Origin of the sequence: Yoonia maritima (assembly GCF_003003285.1) — a bacterium.
Classification (GTDB): domain Bacteria; phylum Pseudomonadota; class Alphaproteobacteria; order Rhodobacterales; family Rhodobacteraceae; genus Yoonia; species Yoonia maritima.
Genome location: NZ_PVTP01000006.1, coordinates 177,908 through 190,433, shown reverse-complemented (window position 1 = coordinate 190,433; position 12,526 = coordinate 177,908). Strand labels below are relative to the sequence as shown.

The 12,526-nt window shown below is 53.3% G+C and carries 13 protein-coding genes; 5 read left to right on the top strand and 8 right to left on the bottom strand.

Features of this window, described 5'->3' with window-relative positions:
• Positions 1 to 2: 2 nt before the first annotated feature.
• On the bottom strand, positions 3 to 1,595 hold the full coding sequence (serA, locus tag CLV80_RS10950) for a phosphoglycerate dehydrogenase (protein ID WP_106357965.1): 1,593 nt from the start codon (positions 1,593 to 1,595) through the stop codon (positions 3 to 5).
• A gap of 77 nt (positions 1,596 to 1,672) precedes the next feature.
• A complete protein-coding gene (locus tag CLV80_RS10945; RefSeq protein WP_106357964.1) occupies positions 1,673 to 2,815 on the bottom strand; it encodes a phosphoserine transaminase in 1,143 nt (380 codons plus the stop codon).
• A gap of 154 nt (positions 2,816 to 2,969) precedes the next feature.
• Between CLV80_RS10945 and serB the strand changes: the two genes are divergently transcribed.
• Both serB and CLV80_RS10935 read left to right on the top strand, forming a co-directional pair.
• Complete coding sequence (gene serB, locus CLV80_RS10940; protein ID WP_106357963.1) at positions 2,970 to 3,845, top strand: phosphoserine phosphatase SerB; 876 nt, start codon at positions 2,970 to 2,972, stop codon at positions 3,843 to 3,845.
• Between the two features lie 60 nt (positions 3,846 to 3,905).
• Entirely contained in the window at positions 3,906 to 5,027 is a 1,122-nt protein-coding gene (locus CLV80_RS10935; RefSeq protein ID WP_106357962.1) for a trans-sulfuration enzyme family protein, read from the top strand.
• 144 nt (positions 5,028 to 5,171) lie between these two features.
• Here the strand turns inward: CLV80_RS10935 and CLV80_RS10930 are convergent, their stop codons facing one another.
• The gene (locus CLV80_RS10930; protein ID WP_106357961.1) at positions 5,172 to 6,128 is read right to left on the bottom strand and encodes an OmpA family protein; all 957 of its coding nucleotides are present in this window, start codon (positions 6,126 to 6,128) and stop codon (positions 5,172 to 5,174) included.
• Between the two features lie 355 nt (positions 6,129 to 6,483).
• A complete protein-coding gene (locus CLV80_RS10925; protein ID WP_106357960.1) occupies positions 6,484 to 7,170 on the bottom strand; it encodes a response regulator transcription factor in 687 nt (228 codons plus the stop codon).
• A gap of 155 nt (positions 7,171 to 7,325) precedes the next feature.
• On the opposite strand from CLV80_RS10925, the gene ribA reads away from it, so the two are divergent.
• Positions 7,326 to 8,402 (top strand): GTP cyclohydrolase II, encoded by a 1,077-nt coding sequence (gene ribA / locus CLV80_RS10920; protein WP_106357959.1) that lies wholly within the window; start codon positions 7,326 to 7,328, stop codon positions 8,400 to 8,402.
• Positions 8,403 to 8,417: 15 nt separating this feature from the next.
• On the opposite strand, the gene CLV80_RS10915 is transcribed toward ribA, so the two are convergent.
• The gene (locus CLV80_RS10915) at positions 8,418 to 8,864 is read right to left on the bottom strand and encodes a tellurite resistance TerB family protein (protein ID WP_106357958.1); all 447 of its coding nucleotides are present in this window, start codon (positions 8,862 to 8,864) and stop codon (positions 8,418 to 8,420) included.
• Between the two features lie 219 nt (positions 8,865 to 9,083).
• Between CLV80_RS10915 and CLV80_RS10910 the strand changes: the two genes are divergently transcribed.
• Positions 9,084 to 10,139 carry a transporter substrate-binding domain-containing protein gene (locus tag CLV80_RS10910; RefSeq protein ID WP_106357957.1) on the top strand — a complete coding sequence of 352 codons (1,056 nt, stop codon included), beginning with the start codon at positions 9,084 to 9,086 and terminating at the stop codon, positions 10,137 to 10,139.
• Positions 10,140 to 10,142: 3 nt separating this feature from the next.
• On the opposite strand, the gene CLV80_RS10905 is transcribed toward CLV80_RS10910, so the two are convergent.
• The 3 genes from CLV80_RS10905 to dapD are packed head-to-tail and all read right to left on the bottom strand — an operon-like array spanning position 10,143 to position 11,596.
• Positions 10,143 to 10,487 carry a DUF8846 family protein gene (locus CLV80_RS10905; RefSeq protein ID WP_106357956.1) on the bottom strand — a complete coding sequence of 115 codons (345 nt, stop codon included), beginning with the start codon at positions 10,485 to 10,487 and terminating at the stop codon, positions 10,143 to 10,145.
• Positions 10,484 to 10,768, bottom strand: a complete 285-nt coding sequence (locus CLV80_RS10900; protein ID WP_106357955.1) for a hypothetical protein — start codon at positions 10,766 to 10,768, stop codon at positions 10,484 to 10,486. Before CLV80_RS10900 ends, CLV80_RS10905 begins: the two co-directional genes overlap by 4 nt.
• A complete protein-coding gene (gene dapD / locus CLV80_RS10895) occupies positions 10,769 to 11,596 on the bottom strand; it encodes a 2,3,4,5-tetrahydropyridine-2,6-dicarboxylate N-succinyltransferase (protein WP_106357954.1) in 828 nt (275 codons plus the stop codon).
• 84 nt (positions 11,597 to 11,680) lie between these two features.
• Here dapD and CLV80_RS10890 point away from each other — a divergent pair, with 84 nt between their 5' ends.
• Positions 11,681 to 12,526: an LOG family protein gene (locus CLV80_RS10890; RefSeq protein WP_106357953.1), complete on the top strand. Its 846-nt coding sequence runs from the start codon at positions 11,681 to 11,683 to the stop codon at positions 12,524 to 12,526.

Below are 12,526 nucleotides of genomic sequence, written 5' to 3'. Positions count from 1 at the left end.
TCTTATACGTCGAAGGTCAGCGGTTTGACCTGTTGGAAAAGACCGGTGCCTTTTAGGTCTTCGATGGCCTGCAGTGGTAGCGGTGCATCAACGTAAAGCAGCGCGATGGCTTCGCCTTTGGCGTCTGCACGGCCAAGAGTAAAGTTCGCGATGTTAACGTCGTTCTTACCCAAGATCGTACCTAACGTACCGATGATACCTGGAACGTCTTTGTTCGTGGTGTAAAGCATGTGCTCACCGACTTCTGCGTCGATGTTGATGCCTTTGATCTGGATAAAGCGCGGCTTGCCGTCGCTAAACACAGTACCCGCGATCGAACGTTCGCGTGTGTCCGTCACGATTGTCACTTTGACATAACCTTCGAACGCGCCAGACTGGTCTTGTTTGGTGGTCGAGATTTTGACGCCGCGCTCTTTGGCGACCACAGGAGCAGAGACCATGTTCACGTCAGGGTTTGACGCTTTCATAATGCCCGCGATTGTTGCTGCGGTCAGTGCTTTGAGGTTCATCGCGCTGACTTCACCGTCAAACAGGATGTTCACAGCTTTGATCGGCTCGTCTGTCATTTGGCCGATGTAGTTGCCAAGGTGACCAGACAGTTTGATCCACGGGCCCATGATCTTTGCTTCTTCGGCTGTGACCGAAGGCATGTTCAGTGCGTTCTGTACCGCACCAGTCAGCAGGTAGTCAGACATCTGCTCGGCAACTTGCAGTGCCACGTTTTCTTGGGCTTCTGTTGTTGCCGCGCCAAGGTGCGGGGTAACCACAACGTTTGGCAAGTTGAACAGTGGGTTTTCTTTTGCAGGCTCTTCGGCGAACACGTCAAACGCTGCACCAGCAACGTGGCCAGATTTCAGCAATTCGGCCAAAGCAGCTTCGTCTACCAGACCACCACGGGCACAGTTGATGATGCGTACGCCTTTTTTGGTCTTCGCAAGGTTTTCCGCGCTTAGGATGTTTTTCGTGTCTGCCGTCAGCGGAACGTGCAGCGTGATGAAATCAGCGCGCTTGAGCAGTTCGTCCAGTTCAACCTTTTCAACACCGATTTCTGTAGCGCGTTCTTCCGACAGGAATGGATCCATGGCGATGACCTTCATCTTCAGGCCACGTGCACGATCACAAACGATCGAACCGATGTTGCCTGCGCCGATGACGCCAAGTGTTTTGCCTGTCAGCTCAACACCCATGAATTTGGATTTTTCCCATTTGCCAGCATGAGTAGAAGCAGAGGCCTCTGGGATTTGACGCGCCACAGCAAACATCATTGCAATCGCGTGTTCCGCTGTCGTGATCATGTTGCCGAAAGGCGTGTTCATCACGATGATACCCTTGCGGGATGCCGCTTCGCGGTCGACGTTGTCCACACCGATACCAGCGCGGCCGATAACCTTAAGGTTGGTCGCAGCTTCGATGATTTTTTCGGTTGCTTTGGTGGCAGAACGGATCGCCAGACCATCGTATTGGCCGATGACCTCAAGCAGCTTGTCCTTGTCTTTGCCAAGGTCAGGCTGGAAATCTACGTCAATGCCGCGATCTTTGAAAATCTGTACGGCGGCTTCGGAAAGTTTGTCAGAGATAAGTACTTTAGGTGCCATTGTAAGCTATCCTTCTCGGGTGGTGAGGCAGATCAAATTTAGCTAAATTTGATCGCCATCACCGAATTTCTAGAAATTTACTGTGCTTCGATTTCGGTCTCGAATGCCCATGCCAACCAAGGCAGCATTGCTTCGATGTCCGATGTTTCGACCGTTGCACCACACCAGATCCGCAGACCAGCAGGGGCGTCTCGATACGCACCGATATCAAGCGCGACGTTCTCGGCTTCCAGACGCTTTGCAACCGCTTTTGCGAATGCTGCGCCGTCTTTGATCCGGTCATCAGTAAACTTGAGACAAACAGAGGTGTTTGACCGCGTCGCAGGATCAACAGCTAGGTTGTCGATCCAGTCATTCGCAGCGCAGAAGTTCCAAATTGCACGTGCGTTAGCATCTGCACGGTGGATCAGCGCATCAAGGCCACCAATCGAGCGGCCCCATTTCAAAGAAACAAGGTAATCCTCAACAGCCAGCATAGAAGGCGTGTTGATGGTTTCACCGCGAAAGATACCTTCGATCAGCTTGCCGCCTTTGGTAAGACGGAAGATTTTCGGCAAAGGCCATGCAGGTGTGTAGCTTTCCAGACGCTCAACAGCGCGAGGTGAAAGGACAAGGATACCGTGTGCAGCTTCGCCGCCCATTACTTTCTGCCAAGAGAAAGTAGTCACATCCAGCTTGTCCCAAGGCAGGTCTTGGGCGAATGCAGCAGAGGTCGCATCGCACAATGTCAGACCAGCACGATCGCCGGGGATCACGTCGCCATTTGCAACGCGCACGCCAGAAGTGGTGCCGTTCCAAGTAAAGCAAACGTCGTTGTCATAGTTTAGTGCCGCCATGTCGACGATCTCGCCGTATTCGGCGGTGTGAACTGTGGCTTCGATTTTCAGTTGTTTGACCACGTCAGTGACCCAGCCTGCGCCGAATGATTCCCAAGCAACCATTTCCGCAGGGCGTTCGCCTAGCAGTGACCACATCGCCATCTCAAAGGCACCAGTGTCCGACGCAGGCACGATGCCAATGCGGTAATCGGCTGGGATACCAAGAATGTCGCGGGTCAGGTCGATGGCTTCGGCAAGCTTGGCTTTGCCGACGGATGCACGGTGTGAACGGCCCAATGGCGCATCACGTAGTGCTTCTAGATTCCAGACGGGGGGTTTGGCACATGGGCCAGAAGAAAAACGCGGATTACCCGGCCGCGTTGCCGGTTTGGTCATGACCATTGCTGGTACCCTCTCAGATATATGCCCTTCGTTGGGGAAGGGTGTCCCACCGCCGGACATAGAGCGTGTCCGGCTCTTTCACAATGGACAAAATGACGCTAGACCGCCGCTTAAGCCGCTTTTTGCGACACCCTTTGACGCGGATAGGAAATCTATGTTCACGGTCACTCTTTTGACGAACCCAACAGAACGTACTCTTGATTTGGCGCTGGTCGATAGCCTGCGTAATGCTTGGGGTGGAGGCGATGCAATCTGGTTGGCCATCGACGAGGCTGCAGAATTTGCTATGCCACAGATGCCCGATAACCGCTGGGATGTGTGGGCGGATTTGCAAAAGAATGGCGTCGATCTAATTGTACAACCTACTGAAAATCGTCAGAAAAAGATGTTGCTGGCCGATATGGACAGCACAATGATCCGCCAAGAATGCATTGATGAGCTTGCCGCCGAAGCGGGCGTTGGTCCGCGCGTTGCTGACATCACGGCGCGTGCGATGAACGGTGAACTGGACTTTAACGAGGCCCTGACCGAACGTGTTGGTCTGCTCAAAGGCCTACCTGAGTCTGTGATCGAAAAGGTGCTGGATGAGCGGATTACGCTGATGCCCGGCGGTTATGAGCTGGTCAGTACGATGAAAGCAAATGGCGGTTACGCTGCGCTGGTTTCTGGTGGGTTCACCGCCTTCACAACGCGAATCGCCGACACATTGGGATTTGACGAAAACCGGGCCAACACCCTGCTTGTCGAAGACGGTAAACTGACTGGCGCACCGGGCCTGCCAATTTTAGGCAAAGCCGCCAAAGTCACGGCGCTGGAAGAAATCACCGCAAAACTGAATATCTCAGAGGCCGACGTGCTGGCCGTTGGTGACGGGGCCAACGATCTTGGGATGCTTAACCGTGCAGGCACGGGCGTTGCGCTTCACGCTAAACCCAGCGTGCAAAAAGAATGCAGCGTACGGGTGAACCACGGCGACCTGACGGCGCTACTTTTCATTCAGGGTTATGCGCGGGATCAGTTTGTGACCTGATCTTGCTTGCATCTTTCGGTATTCTTGCATGACATGTGCATGACACCGAAGGATGCGAAAATGACCAAAAACCTGAAACCGGCTACCATTGCTGCACACGCCGCTGGCGCACTTGATCCACAGTCAGGTGGCGTTGTGCCTGCGTTGCAGCCTTCGACAACGTTTATGCGTGACGAAAACTACGACTTGGTTCGCCCGGATAACATTTATTCACGCGATAATTCCGATAACCTGCGCCAAGCCGAGGCGGTGTTGCAGCGTCTAGAAGGCGCGGCTGACACGTTGTTGTTCCCGTCGGGTATGGCGGCGATTGCGGCTGTGTTTCGGACCCTGCCCAATGGCGCGACCGCAGTTGTTCAATCTGGCATTTATTGGGGAACGACGGCGTGGATTCGTGACTTCACAACGCGCCGCGATATCACATTGGTTGAAGTGGATGTGTCTGAACTGGCGGCGGCCTGTGAAACGCACAAACCTGCATTGGTGTTTGTAGAGACACCTTCAAACCCCTGGCTCAAAACCGTCGATATCCGGGCCCTAGCTGATGCTACGGATGCAACGCTTGTGGTCGATGCGACTGCCGCGACGCCGATCTTGATGCAGCCTTTGGCTCTTGGCGCTGATATCGTGATGCATTCCGCGACCAAAGGGATCAACGGCCATTCGGATGTTTTGGCCGGGGTGTTGTCGACAGGTAATGCTGACGCGAAGATCTGGGATGATATCCGTGCAGACCGCAAGGGAGCTGGCGCAATTTTGGGGCCGTTCGAGGCTTGGCTGCTCACGCGTGCAATGCGGACATTGCCGCTGCGGGTTGAGCGTATGACGCAAAATGCGCAGGCGCTGGCAGAACATCTGATGGCCCACCCTAAGGTCGCCGATGTCTTTTATCCGGGATTACCGCATCATCCGGGTCACGACGTTGCGAAACGGCAAATGACTGGTGGGTTTGGCGGGCTTTTGTCGGTGCTGGTTAAAGGCAGCAAAGAAGACGCGCTGCGCGTTGTTGGCAGTCTGAAGCTGTTCTTGCGGGCGACATCATTAGGCGGCGTTGAAAGCCTTGTTGAACATCGTCACACAATTGAGCCCCACACCGGCATCCCCGAAAACCTGATCCGTGTTTCTGTTGGGATTGAAGACATTGGGGATCTGATTGCCGATTGGGAGCAGGCGTTGGAGTAGTACAATCATCGGGAAACGCGGCTTGCGGCGCTCTGTATGCGCAGGGGCATAGGGTGAAATCTTTGCCTTCCTTTCGAGGTTCGATGAGGTATTAGAGATAGGCCGTCGGGCCTATCTCTCGCGAGGCTCAATTGACGTTATTTCTTATTCTCGTAGAACAAGCTCCACCCTGCGATTGATCGCACGACCAGTTTCGTCAGCGTTGTTTGCAACTGGTGCGACAGGGCCAATTCCTACGCTAGTCAATCGATCCTCTTCTATTCCTCGTTCCGTCAACGCATCAACTACGCTCGCGGCGCGGTCTTCTGACAGTGATAAGTTGAAATCATAGCTGCCCACCCAATCCGTGTGTCCAACGATATAGAACGATAGATCAGGGTTCTCTGCTAGATAGGCGCCGGTTGTATCAAGCGTTTCGTTGGAAAGATCCGTTAAATCTGACGTGCCGCTCTCGAAATAGATACCTTCCAGAACGACTGTGCCGGTTTCTTCGATTGCTGCAGTGACGTTCTCAATGGTGCCGATGCCAATCTTCTCGGTATCCAAGGAGGCAGTTGAAACGATGGTTTGATGGACGCGGCGATCGTCGTTTCTACTTGCAGCGGTGACAATAGAAATATGTGCCGCTTGCCCATCTTGTTCGAATTTCGCGCTCAGAATGCCGAATTCCTCCATGAAATCGACGCGATCACCACCAAAAAGCGCCGTGTGCCGAATGCTATAGTTATAGAAGTCATTCCCTTTTGCTCCGCATTCCGCCTCACCAAAGCATGAAAAAATGATCTCTGCGTCGAGAGATTCTAGCGCCTTTTGATAGTTCGCAAAAAGCTGAAAGCCGGAAATGCTTGCATCGCTCGCGCGATATTCGATGTTTGTGACCTGACCTTCGGCGGTCATGGTTTCATAGTCGTCGTCGATCATTGGGGATACGATGAGTTGAGCTCGATCAAAGTCACGAACTTTATATGTGTCGATATAGAAACCAGGGTAACGAGACAGTAGAGGATGGTCAGAAGATCCCTCTTTGTCTGTTTCTGCAATCGCTGGCGTCGAAACGGACAGAAGAATGGAAACTGGCAAGGCGGCTTTAAGCACTTTCATATGTTTATCCCTTTAATTAATCAGGCCAATTTTCAGTTTCGAATTCTTCTACAAATTAATGGCGTGCGCAAATTGGATCGGCGTTATTTCGCCTTTATCACGATGGCAAATGGAGGCGAATTATACGTAGTCGGACAGTGAACTTTTCGGGCGCCCTTGTGCTGAGAAATTCGTTGGTTGAAGAGCCGCGGCTCTGCTTTTTTTCGACTGATAGCGAACAGCACCCTGCAAAAAAATGCCGGGCACGAGGCCCGGCAAGTCCAACAGGGAGGTGGTGATTAGACCCGATCACCGGCGGTATTCTTGGGCCCGATAGCTTGGGGAGGGAGGAGAACCAAACTACCGGGTTGGAGTACTACGCCACTAATCTATAACCTCCAGATTCGGTCACAAGAAGGCGAGCATTTGACGGATCTGGTTCTATTTTTTGGCGAAGACGGTAAATATGTGTCTCTAATGTGTGTGTCGTAACACCTGCATTATAGCCCCATACCTCATGCAAAAGGACGTCTCGCGCTACTACACCTTCGGTTGAACGGTATAGGAACTTAAGGATGTTCGTCTCTTTCTCGGTCAGGCGTACTTTCTTATCGTCTTCTGTTATCAGCATTTTTTGCGCTGGCTTAAAAGTATACGGCCCAAGCTGGAAAATCGCGTCCTCGGATTGCTCGTGCGCGCGCAGCTGGCTGCGGATGCGTGCAAGCAGAACGGGAAACTTAAATGGCTTGCTGACATAATCGTTCGCGCCCGCGTCGAGCCCTAGAATTGTGTCAGCGTCACTATCTTGCGCCGTCAGCATGAGAATCGGGCATTTCACGCCCTGCTTACGCATGACACGGCACAGTTCACGGCCGTCTGTGTCGGGCAATCCGACGTCCAGAATCATAAGGTCGTAAAGGCCCTCTTTGGCTTTCACCATTGCGCTCGCGCCGTCATCGGCCTCGAACACATCAAAGTCTTCCGTCATCAGCAGCTGTTCACCCAGCGCTTCGCGCAGGTCATCATCATCGTCGACCAGCAAAATTTTCTTGAGTTGTCCCATGACAGCCTCCTTCGTTACCCACTAGAAATGTGTCTTTGATACGGGCAGGACAAGGATTTCCGTCAAACTTTCACACGCTCGTGTGATTAATCGTGCAAATGTTTCACTTTGCTTCAAAACAGGGTATCGGTTCGTGACAAATACAAGGCGGGCGTATGGGATTTTCTCCGGATATTACAGAACGACTGGCACGTGCGCGGGCTGACCTGCGGATGGGGGTACCTGTTGTGTTGGATGGTGGCGCGGTTGTCTTGGCCGCAGAAACGCTAGACGCCGTCCGGCTTGCACATTTACGTGGTCTGGGCGGTGATCCTGTATTGGCTGTCACCAGCTGGCGCGCGGAGACTTTGAAAGCACGCGCTTATGATGGTGACATTGCACGGATCACTTTGCCAAGTGATGTTAGTCTTACGTGGGTGCGGTCTGTTGCAGACCCCGCAGATGATTTGCGTGCACCAATGAAGGGGCCGCTGCAAACACAACGTGACGGGCCTGCAGATTTGCATCGCGCAGCGATCGCCCTGACAAAGGCGGCACGGCTACTGCCTGCTGCTGTGGTTCTTCCGATAGATGACGCAACGGGCTTTGCTGCGAACCACAACCTTACGCTCGTTCCAGCGGATGCTGCGGTGGATGATGGGCTAAGCCCCCTTAACCCAATTATCAGCGCGCGTTTGCCGCTTGAAGTGTCTGAAGCAGGTCGTTTGCATATCTTCCGCCCCGATGATGGTGCCGAGGAACACTACGCCGTTGAGATCGGTCAGCCAGACCGTTCAAAACCTGTGCTGTCGCGACTGCATTCAGCGTGCTTTACGGGTGATCTGCTGGGATCGCTTAAGTGCGACTGCGGCCCGCAGTTACGCGGTGCCTTGGCGCAGATGGGGGCCGAAGGGGCAGGCGTTTTATTGTATCTGAACCAAGAGGGCCGCGGCATCGGCCTTGCTAACAAAATGCGGGCGTATTCCTTGCAGGATCAGGGATTTGATACTGTTGAAGCCAACCATCGGCTGGGCTTTGAAGATGACGAGCGTGATTTTCGGATTGGCGCAGAAATTCTAAAGCGCATGGGTTTTTCGCAGGCACGGTTGCTAACGAACAACCCAGCCAAGGTCGCGCGGATGGAAAGCTGTGGGGTCCATGTGACTGAACGGGTGCCGTTGAAAGTTGGCGCAAACGAACACAACCATGCGTATCTTGCGACGAAGGCTGCGAAGTCTGGGCACCTGCTATAGGTACGACCGGGGGTGCTATTGCATCGATTGCATTTGAAGCTGTTTGGCGCGGTCAGCAGGTACACCAAGAACGTCTTCGATTTGGTGCAAAACAAGGTCTTCTTGCTCGTGCTTGACACCATCTGCAAAGACCACGCGCCAAAGTGCAAGAAGGGTCGCCTCTTTTTCCTCTGCGCTGATGACGTCTTTTAGTATGCTGGCGATCGCATCGGTGGCAGGCATTTCCTTTTCCAAGTTCTCACAGGCTGCCCGCATTTTGGCCGCTTCTACGGGGTTTAGCCCGTTCCGTTCGGCAAGCACTTTATCGATCATGTTTATTTCTTCGAACAGATAAGCCTGGTCCGCTTTGGCGGCGCGCACCATCAATGCGCCCATTGCATGTCTCGCATCTGCTTGTGGAAGTGGGGTGGTATACGCGGGGTCACCATGATTGCGAAAAAGAGCGATAAGATGTTCAAACATTTTGTTGTCCATATAGCTGACTATCGACAGGTTAGTCATTTCAGGTCGACACGCAAACATGAGTTGCAAATCTTCATATTTTTCGGTCCAAGCGCGTTGATTTTGTTCTATTTCGTTGCGTACTGCGGTATTTCTGCATTTGTTCGAACCTAAGGTCCGATCTGCGATTGAAACAACGCGCAGGCTTGTGCCATATGAAAATCAGATGAAGGGGACATCATGATTTCTATATTCCGCATATTAGTGCTGTTTTTCCTGCTGGGCACGCCAGTCGCAAGCTGGGCGCAGGATTTGAAAATCATGACCGTCACCCGCGAGCCATTTTCAATGCTGGAACGAGGCGAAGAAACTGGGTTCTCTATGGATTTGTGGGCCGAGGTCGCCAAAGATCTTGGTTGGACTTACGAAGTTGTGCGCGTTGACGGCTTTGCTGATATGTTAAGCGCTGTCAGCGATGGCGAAGCTGACGCAGCAGTTGCTAATATTTCCATCACCTCAAGCCGCGAAGCCGTGATGGATTTTTCGCAGCCTATTTTTGAATCCGGCTTGCAAATCATGGCGCCTGCGGATGGCGGAACTGTGTCTATCTGGAGCGCGATATTATCATCTGATCTGTTACTTGCTATCGCAGCCGCGTTCGCAATCTTGTTCGGTGGGGGCATGCTTATGTGGCATTTCGAACGCCGCTATCAGGATTATTTTGATCTAACCGTCCGCGAGGCCATGTTTCCGGCGTTTTGGTGGGCCTTAAACTTGGTGGTTAATGGCGGGTTCGAAGAGCGTCAGCCAAGGTCGCCGTTGGGTCGTGTTTTTGGTGTGTTCATGGTGATTTCATCACTGTTTGTAGTGTCGATTTTTGTGGCCCGGATTACTGCGGTGTTGACCGTCGACGCGATCCAGTCTCAGGTCACAAACATTGGCGACCTATATGGTAAAACGATTGGTACTGTTGATGGATCTACCGCTGCAGGCTTTTTAGAGCGCAGGGATCTTGATTTTGCGGGTTACGCGAACCCTCAAGAATTGATTGCAGCATTTGAGAGCGATGATGTTGATGTGGTGGTGTTTGATGCACCCATTTTGGCCTATTATGCCGCAAACGACGGTAGGGGACGTGCTCGCGTCGTTGGAAAGTTGTTCGTTCCGGAAAACTATGGGATCGCTTTGCAGTCTGGTTCGCAATTGGCCGAACCGATCAATCAAAGCCTGTTGCGCCTACGCGAAGATGGCACTTACGATTCTATCCACCGTAAATGGTTCGGAACGTCAAACTAGCTATTAGTGGCGGGTGCCGTCGTCACCTTCAAAGAACGGTGTCATCTGGGCGACGATAACGCTGTTTTCTTCTAGCGCGCGCTGCATCAGCTCTTTTTCGTCGTCGGCAATATCGTGGCCTTCGGCGATCCGTTCTTCAAGCGTGCCGTATCCAGACACGTCCAGCGGCGCGAGGTCGGCTTGCTTTAGGATCGCAACAGTCTCGCGAACCGCTTCAGCCTCGTCAATGCCACTGGCATAGCACATCAGGGCCGCACCAGTGGAACCTTCGGGCAGGCCGTCGTTATCGTTGCGGCCCACTTCGACCAGCAAGGTAAATACCTTTTGGCGGCTTTCTTTCTTGGTCATTCTGGGCCTTTCTCGTCTTCCCAGCGGGATTTAACGGCCCACATGGAAGAAATGATAATCACGATTTGTGCGGGCACATAGATGACCAGCATCAAGAATAGAATGGTCCATATCAGCGAAAATTGCATGACATAGATAAAGGTCAGTGCTGGCTGCCATAGGGCGGCCAGCACCAAACCGATAATGATGGTGTCAGCCAGCACCGGCAGCCACGCACCACGGCGCGAGGGGCGTTCCCCCGCGGCGATGCGCTTGCGCGCCAGCGTCCGGCTGATCAGCATTTAGTCGCGCAGCAGTTCATTGATGCCAGTCTTGGAACGTGTCTTTGCATCAACACGTTTCACAATGACTGCACAGTATAGGTTCACGCCGTTCTTTGACGGCATGGAGCCGGACACAACAACAGAGTAGGGTGGTACTTCGCCGTACATGACTTCACCAGTTTCGCGATCAACGATTTTCGTGGATTGGCCGATGAACACGCCCATTCCCAGCACTGCGCCTTCGCGGACGATGCAGCCTTCGACGACTTCGGAGCGGGCACCGATGAAACAGTTGTCTTCGATGATTGTTGGGCCAGCTTGCATTGGTTCAAGAACGCCGCCGATACCAACGCCGCCGGACAAGTGTACGTTTTTACCGATCTGTGCGCAGGAGCCAACAGTGGCCCAAGTATCGACCATAGTGCCTTCGCCGACATATGCGCCAAGGTTCACAAAGGATGGCATCAGTACAACGCCGGGTGCGATGAATGCGGACTTGCGAACAACTGCGTTTGGCACGGCGCGGAAACCCGCAGCTTTCCACTGATTGTCGCCCCAGCCTTTGAATTTGCTGTCAACTTTGTCCCACCAGCCAGAACCCTGTGGCCCACCAGTTTGTTCTTCCATGTCCTTGATACGGAAACCTAGCAGTACGGCCTTTTTCGCCCACTGATTTACGTGCCAGCTACCATCGTCCTGTTTTTCAGCAACCCGAAGGCTACCGCTGTCCAGCGCGTTCAGCGTGTCTTCGATCGCTTCGCGGGTTTCGCCAGTTGTGGCGGGCGTGATAGTGTCGCGCGCTTCCCACGCGGCTTCGATTGCGGTCTCAAGGGCGGCGTTGGACATCGGTGTCTCCGGTTTTTTCTGGTCACTTGTTGTCATGGGCTATAGACCGAAAAAGCCCAAAAGCGCAATGCGAGGAAAAGCAGTATGACAGACGACCGACGCCATCCGCTCCGCCACAGTTCACAAGACCGCGAAGCAGCGAGCCATATTCCAGATACGCCGCAGACACGTGCGCCGTCCTATGCGCTGGCATTCGCTGACGAAGATTTTCTGTGCCGCGAAGAATTGCGCCCCGTTCGTTTGCAATTGGAGCTGCTAAAGCCTGAAATGTTGATGAACGAAGCAGGCATCGATTCAACAATCGTTCTGTTTGGTGGTGCGCGCATCCCGTCGCCTGCCAACAAAGATTCGGCGCGGACGCAAACCCTATCTGATTTGTCGGCCTACTATGCCGAGGCGCAGACATTTGCCCGCATCATGACCGAACGGTCACTGAAAACGGGCGGCACCGAAGACGTGATTGTTACTGGCGGTGGCCCCGGCGTGATGGAGGCGGGCAACCGCGGCGCACAAGAGGCCGGTGGTAAGTCGATTGGCCTGAATATTGTTTTGCCACACGAGCAGGCGCCAAATGAATATGTAACACCTGACCTGTGCTTTAACTTCCACTATTTCGCGATCCGCAAGATGCATTTCCTGATGCGTGCTTCGGCGGTTTGCGTGTTTCCCGGTGGTTTTGGTACCTTGGACGAAATGTTTGAGGCGCTGACGTTGATCCAAACTGGGCGTATGGCGCGGGTGCCCTTCTTGCTGTTCGGCAAAGAATTCTGGGAAAAGATCATCAATTGGGATGCGCTTGCTGACGCGGGAACGATTTCTGCTGACGACCTAGAACTGTTCCGTTTCGTCGACACCGCCGAAGAAGCCGTAGCCGCGATTGAGAGCTGGGAAGGCAAAGGCGAAAAGCGCGGCGTCATTCCCGGGCGCTAA

Bases quoted from the DNA above. Each gene is read 5' to 3' on its own strand.
- serA (WP_106357965.1), bottom strand. From the start codon at position 1,595: ATGGCACCTAAAGTACTTATCTCTGACAAACTTTCCGAAGCCGCCGTA.
- CLV80_RS10945 (WP_106357964.1), bottom strand. From the start codon at position 2,815: ATGGTCATGACCAAACCGGCAACGCGGCCGGGTAATCCGCGTTTTTCT.
- serB (WP_106357963.1), top strand. From the start codon at position 2,970: ATGTTCACGGTCACTCTTTTGACGAACCCAACAGAACGTACTCTTGAT.
- CLV80_RS10935 (WP_106357962.1), top strand. From the start codon at position 3,906: ATGACCAAAAACCTGAAACCGGCTACCATTGCTGCACACGCCGCTGGC.
- CLV80_RS10930 (WP_106357961.1), bottom strand. From the start codon at position 6,128: ATGAAAGTGCTTAAAGCCGCCTTGCCAGTTTCCATTCTTCTGTCCGTT.
- CLV80_RS10925 (WP_106357960.1), bottom strand. From the start codon at position 7,170: ATGGGACAACTCAAGAAAATTTTGCTGGTCGACGATGATGATGACCTG.
- ribA (WP_106357959.1), top strand. From the start codon at position 7,326: ATGGGATTTTCTCCGGATATTACAGAACGACTGGCACGTGCGCGGGCT.
- CLV80_RS10915 (WP_106357958.1), bottom strand. From the start codon at position 8,864: ATGTTTGAACATCTTATCGCTCTTTTTCGCAATCATGGTGACCCCGCG.
- CLV80_RS10910 (WP_106357957.1), top strand. From the start codon at position 9,084: ATGATTTCTATATTCCGCATATTAGTGCTGTTTTTCCTGCTGGGCACG.
- CLV80_RS10905 (WP_106357956.1), bottom strand. From the start codon at position 10,487: ATGACCAAGAAAGAAAGCCGCCAAAAGGTATTTACCTTGCTGGTCGAA.
- CLV80_RS10900 (WP_106357955.1), bottom strand. From the start codon at position 10,768: ATGCTGATCAGCCGGACGCTGGCGCGCAAGCGCATCGCCGCGGGGGAA.
- dapD (WP_106357954.1), bottom strand. From the start codon at position 11,596: ATGTCCAACGCCGCCCTTGAGACCGCAATCGAAGCCGCGTGGGAAGCG.
- CLV80_RS10890 (WP_106357953.1), top strand. From the start codon at position 11,681: ATGACAGACGACCGACGCCATCCGCTCCGCCACAGTTCACAAGACCGC.